The sequence below is a fragment of the Ferrovum myxofaciens genome, from assembly GCF_000735045.1.
Classification (GTDB): domain Bacteria; phylum Pseudomonadota; class Gammaproteobacteria; order Burkholderiales; family Ferrovaceae; genus Ferrovum; species Ferrovum myxofaciens.
Map to the genome: position 1 here is coordinate 1 of NZ_JPOQ01000091.1, position 3,295 is coordinate 3,295.

The following is a 3,295-nucleotide window of genomic DNA, read 5'->3' on the forward strand; positions in this document are numbered from 1 at the left end:
AAAACCCTACGGGTTGCATCTGGCTGATGGCAGGGGAAATCCCATTGCGAAATACCCCTTGCCAACGTATCAATCGGGATGGATTTAATCCCTTATCCCGACAGAAACTCTTGCAGTCCTGACCACCGGTCAGAAACTCGGACACGAACCCCTGCCATTCCTGCTTGCTGTAGCGCAATCTACCGCTACACGAATTTGTTTCCATTCCCTTACCTCCCATGACATGACCTGGAGGAGAGTATGGGAGAAACTCAGGCAGGAAAATATAACGCCGGCAATTTACCGCTTACGTTTTTCTGCGCTGCTCAATTTCACGTTCTGCCGCAACAGGAATGGTGGGGGGCGACATATTTGCCTGTTCACAATATTCCCCGACCGGATCCCATTGAGCAAGGTAGTCAAATAATTGAAAACTGGAAAACTCATTGATCAATGGTAAATTCAAGACTGCGAAAACGGGTTGCCAGTCCTTTTTTCCAGAACTGCCACGCACCAACATCTGCGGATTGAACTGGTACCAGCCTTGTTTGATGCGTTTGAATAGTGCCCGATTGTAGGCATAGACACGATTCAACTCGTTGCGCGACAACAGAGCGGAAATATGTGCCCGTTTATTTCGTTCTGGATATACCACGTTGGCAGGCAAATGTTCCCAGGCCTTGAGAACAGCCAGGGTTTCAAAAGCGGCGTAGGGGCCTCGCTCCAAATAGGCAAAACGCGATTTAAACAGTACCCACAGCGTCTGAAACAAGAAGTACTCGGACATATGACGATCGATCCGCACCAGACGACCCCCTGTATTTACATCGAGATGCGGGGGGGCCAAGAGTTCATAGAGGGCTGAAAATGAACCTCGAGCATATTTTTGATCGTTAAAAGCGACTCTCATCGCGTGGTGCAAGGCATTGTATCCATATTGATCGGTATTTTCACGGTCTGCGCCCCGATCCAGCAAAGCTTCCACCAGGGCTACATTCCCTGCTGCGGCAGCAGCCATCAACGGCGTCTGATTCATGGCCAGACGGTGCTCGATCCCGTATAGATCGCATTGACGTAAAACGTCCTTGAAATGATGTGAAAAATAATTTGCGTAACTTTTTTGTACCAACGTGGAGCATTTTTGTTTGAGGAAAGATTTGGCAGCATCGAATTTTGCCTCTCGCACCAACCATTCGGCGAGGATCGGTTCGTCGTGAAAGATGGCGTATTCCAACAAGTGATGTTTCGACTTGCCGCCTGGTGCCTGCTCACGAAACACTTTGATCAGTGATGCTTCCAGCCATGCCTCATCAAATACTGGCCAAGGGGGCGTCGTTTGTTTAAGGAGGGTACTGCGTATGGCTTCTGCCTGTTCCAGTTTCCCTTGAAGTTCAAGTTTATGTGCTTCTTTCTGCCAATCCTGTTGGCTGGATTTTTGCGCATCCACCCTGACTTGCCCGCCAATTGCGAGATCAAGCAGGTCGAGTAGCGGATGATCGACATCAGATTCAATCACATACAAGTTTCGGGTTGCACGTGTCAGTGCCACATAAAGGGCGTTGACAAAAAACTTGTAGACCTCCAGCGACCTATCACCTTTATCTTTTGCGCGACGATAATCAAGTGATTCCCTCGTCAGGTCGGTTTTATTCACCCCGGCAACGATTTCGATAAATTCGGCCCGATGATCCGAAATAAAACGGAACAAGATGATATTTTCGTATTCCAGGCCTTTGGCTTCGTGAATCGAAAACAGCAGAGGCGTAGAAAAATACCTGCGTGCTTCAACCTTGTCTTCGTCGCGCATAACCAACACCGCAAACTGGGTGGAATACCGGATTTTCTGATCCAGATCCCGTTTGATTGTGTCGTTATCAGACAATAACACCACCTGACCAGGCTCCACGCCAACGGCTTGCACCAGGAAGTTGCTCTCTTTGTCTATGGATCCGAAGCGTTTCTGCTTGATTTTGAGTAGTTGATTCGCGATACGGGTCGCTTGCAACCCATTCCGAAAATTGGAACTCAACACTTGTAACGTCTGCTTCTCGGCAAGATCCTGGTCGTGCCAAAACAGGCTCTTTACCTGCGCCCAAGAGAAGAAATTAGGATGTACGATCTGGTTTGAATCGCCACACAGAAGAAAATGCCCTTGTTTTTTCAGGGTTTTGAGCACCAGGGATAACTGGATGATGGTGAGGTCCTGCACTTCATCGATCACCACGAAGTCATAGCGCGGTGCTGCCAGGGCCATCCAATCCTGTGCGATGATGTTGAGATCATAGAGTTTTGCTTCAGTGAGCCAGACACGATACTTTTCGAATAAATCGTACAGGAGGTCACGCTGATTATCGGCAAAAATAGACTGCCGCACACCAAGCGCCTGATACGCTTCTCGCTCCAGAATACCCCCTGTCCTGGCAGTCAGCACACCCCGTATTTCTTCGAAGGCCTGATGGGCATCAATGCCCTTGAATGCTTGGCGTATACGGACAAACCAACTTGAGAAATCCCGCCAGGTGGCTTCGCGCCCCTCAGGAACATGAAGTGATTCGATAAATTCACGATATGAAAGAAACAGTGCTTCTTGCCCTGTACGATTGAATCCATTGGCATAATACAGATCACGGGCACTTTGCGCCAAATAAGCAGAATGGGTGACAAAAAGCACCTCACCCTCAGCATGCTTGAGTTTTTCAAGCGTTAGCGCGGTTTTTCCACTGCCGGCACTGCCGACGATAATCAACGGTGGTTGCTGACGATAGATGGCTTCCTGGATGTCGTCGAAGGATAAGGGCTTGTCGAGCAGGTGTATCGCCGTGTGTCGAGGATGCAGGTATCGCACTATTTGCGCTTCCTCGATGGCCTCGGCGACATCGGCATCCATAACCTTCGTCTCATCAACCGTTGCACCACGTAGAAAACGTGACTTGTCATAGTTGTGATTAAGGATCACTTCCAACATCAAAGCACAGACTTCATCGTTATGGCGTACCAGGGAAAACAACAGTCGATCCGCGTCGTCGAGTTTCGCCCGGTAAAATTTTCCGTGACTGGCACTGGTCAGTTTTTTGACTTGTGCCGCACGGAAGTCGTCGCGCGCGATGGTTTCCGTCAGTTTCTGATAGGCGGCCTTGACGCGTGAGGTATCGAGACCAATGTACTCAAGTATTTTCATCTACAATTCTTCGCTAAACCTCCCCATGCCTAAAGGCAGGGGGTTCTAAGGGCGAACCCGCTGGGGTCTCCTGGCTCTCGTCTTGCGACTACAGCATCCAGGCCATGACCAGCGGCAAACCCTCTATTACAAACGACC

2 protein-coding genes are annotated in these 3,295 nt (G+C 49.5%); both read right to left on the bottom strand.

Going from position 1 to position 3,295, the window contains the following annotated elements:
* Positions 1–205, bottom strand: a 205-nt coding sequence (locus IV91_RS17975) for a transposase (protein ID WP_160171567.1), incomplete at its 3' end; no start/stop codon positions are given.
* Positions 206–286: 81 nt separating this feature from the next.
* Positions 287–3,157, bottom strand: a complete 2,871-nt coding sequence (locus tag IV91_RS0110720) for a UvrD-helicase domain-containing protein (protein ID WP_035417813.1) — start codon at positions 3,155–3,157, stop codon at positions 287–289.
* Positions 3,158–3,295 lie beyond the last annotated feature (138 nt).